Below are 2655 nucleotides of genomic sequence, written 5' to 3'. Positions count from 1 at the left end.
GTGACGCATGGGGGGTTGGCGAATTTGGTGTCGGTGTTCGGGCCGTTGATGGGGGTGGGTCCGGGGGTGGGGGTGTTGCAGTTTGCGTCGTTCGGTTTTGATGCGTCGGTGTTGGATGTGGCGGTGTCGTTGTCGGGTGGGGGGATGTTGTTGGTGGCGGGTGAGGAGGAGCGGGCTCAGCCGCGGTTGTTGGGGGAGTTGGCGGGGTTGCGGGCGGCGAGTGTGGTGCCGTCGTTGTTGGAGGTGCTTGAGCCGGGGGATCTGGCGCGGGTGGGTGTGTTGGTGGTGGGTGCGGAGGCGGTGAGTGAGGCGGTGGCTCGGGCCTGGGCACCGGGGCGGCGGATGATCAACACGTATGGGCCGACGGAGTGCACCGTCATTGTGGCGACGGGGGTGGTGGATCCGGAGCGATCGGGGCCGGTGCCGATCGGTACTCCGACGGCGAACAACCGTCTGTATGTGCTGGATGAGGGTTTGGGGCCGGTGCCGGTGGGTGTGGTGGGTGAGTTGTATGTGGCGGGTGCGCAGTTGGCGCGTGGGTATGTGGGTCGTGCGGGTTTGACGGCGGAGCGGTTCGTGGCGTGTCCGTTCGGGGTGGGTGAGCGGATGTATCGGACGGGGGATCTGGTGCGGTGGCTGCCTGATGGGCAGTTGGTGTTCGTGGGTCGGGTGGATGAGCAGGTGAAGGTCCGGGGGTTCCGGATCGAGCTCGGCGAGATCGAGGCCGTCCTGCGGACTCATCCGCTGGTCGGTCAGGTGGCGATGGTCGTCCGGGAAGACATGCCCGGGGACAAGCGTCTCGTCGGCTATGTGGTGTCGGCTGCAGGCGAGGGCGCTGAGGACGACGGGTTGGCGGACGTGCTGCGCGAGCATGCGGGGCGGCGGTTGCCGGAGTACATGGTCCCGGCGGCGGTCGTGATGCTGGAGGAGTTGCCGCTGACGGTGAACGGGAAGCTGGATCGTCGGGCGTTGCCGGCGCCGGATTACGCCCAGGGCGCGGGTGCGGGTCGTGAGCCGGCCAATGAGACCGAGGCCACCCTGTGCGCGGTCTTCGCGGAGGTGCTCGGGCTGGACTCGGTGGGCGTGGATGACGATTTCTTCCGGCTGGGTGGGCATTCGCTGCTTGCGGTGTCGTTGGTGGAGCGTTTGCGTGGGCGGGGTGTGTCGGTGTCGGTGCGGGCGTTGTTTGAGGCACCGACGCCGGCTGGGCTGGCTGAGGTGGTTGCGGTGGTGCCGGTGGTGGTGCCGGAGAATCTGATTCCGGTGGGTGCGGGGCGGATCACGGCGGACATGTTGCCGTTGGTGGATTTGTCGGATGCGGATGTGGAGCGGATCGTCGCCGGGGTGGAGGGTGGTGCGGCGAACGTGGCGGACGTGTATCCGTTGGCGCCGTTGCAGGAGGGCCTGCTCTTCCACCACCTCATGACTGCCGATGGAGGCAGGGACCCGTACGTCACGGTGATGGCGTTGGAGTTCGATGCCCGCGTGCTGCTGGAGAGGTTCGTGCAGGCCTGGCAGCAGGTGGTGGATCGGCATGACATCTACCGGACGGCGGTGGTGTGGGAGGGGCTGCCCGAGCCGGTGCAGGTGGTGTGGCGGCACGTGACACTGCCGGTCGTGACCCATGTGCTGGAGCGTGCTGATGCAGATGCCGATCCGGTGGCGGCGTTGGTCGAGCGGGTGGGTTCGGGGATGGATCTGGGGCGGCCGCCGTTGATGGACTTGCACGTGGCCGAGGCTGAGGACGGCCGTTGGCTCGGGTTACTGCGGATGCACCACATGGTGCAGGACCAGCAGGGCATGACTGTGTTGCTGGGGGAATTGCAGGCGATCGTGACTGGGCGGCAGGACGAGCTGGCGCCGGCGTTGCCGTTCCGGAACTTCATCGCTCAGGCTCGTAGTGTTGCGCGGGAGGAGCATGAGCGGTTCTTCGCGGAGTTGTTGGGTGATGTGACCGAGCCGACGGCGCCGTATGGACTGATGGATGTCCGGGGTGACGGCGCGGAGACCGTGGCCGGTGTGGTGCCGATACCGCAGGAGGTTGTTGAGGGGCTGCGTGAGGTGGCGCAGCGTCTGGGTGTGAGTGTGGCGACGGTGTTGCATGTGGCGTGGGCTCGGGTGCTGGCGGTGTTGTCGGGTCGTGACGATGTGGTGTTCGGGACGGTGTTGTTCGGCCGGATGAATGCGGGTGCGGGTTCCGACCGGGTCGTGGGTCCGTTCATCAACACGCTGCCGGTGCGGGTGCGGACCAATGGTGTCGGGGCACGGGCTGCGGTGGAGGAGATGCGGTCTCAGCTGGCGGCGTTGCTGGAGCATGAGCATGCGCCGCTGGCGGTGGCGCAGCAGGCCAGTGGCGTCGAGGAGAACACGCCCCTGTTCACCTCGCTGTTCAACTACCGCCATGCCGAGCGGGAACGCGCGGGGCATGGCGAGGATGCCGCCCCGGACCGGGAGGCCGGCATCCGGAGTGTCTTTGTCAGGGAGCGGACCCACTATCCGCTGACCATGTCGGTTGACGACATGGGCCCTCGCGGGATGAGCCTGAGCGTCCAGGCGGTCGACTCTGTTGATCCGTTTGAGGTGGGGGGGTTGTTGTGTACTGCGTTGGGGGGTTTGGTGGGGGTGTTGGGTGATGGTTTGGGTGGGGGTGTGGAT

The 2655-nt window shown here is 67.1% G+C and carries 1 protein-coding gene; it reads left to right on the top strand.

Annotated features, from left to right (window positions below; translation table 11 throughout):
• A partial coding sequence (locus tag ACWCPF_RS45340) for a condensation domain-containing protein (RefSeq protein ID WP_451051014.1) occupies nucleotides 1-2655 on the top strand: 2655 nt, incomplete at its 3' end.

It is taken from the genome of Streptomyces sp. NPDC001858 (assembly GCF_053594615.1).
The sequence above is the reverse complement of the archived record's forward strand: the minus strand, read 5'-3'. Positions and strand labels throughout refer to the sequence as shown.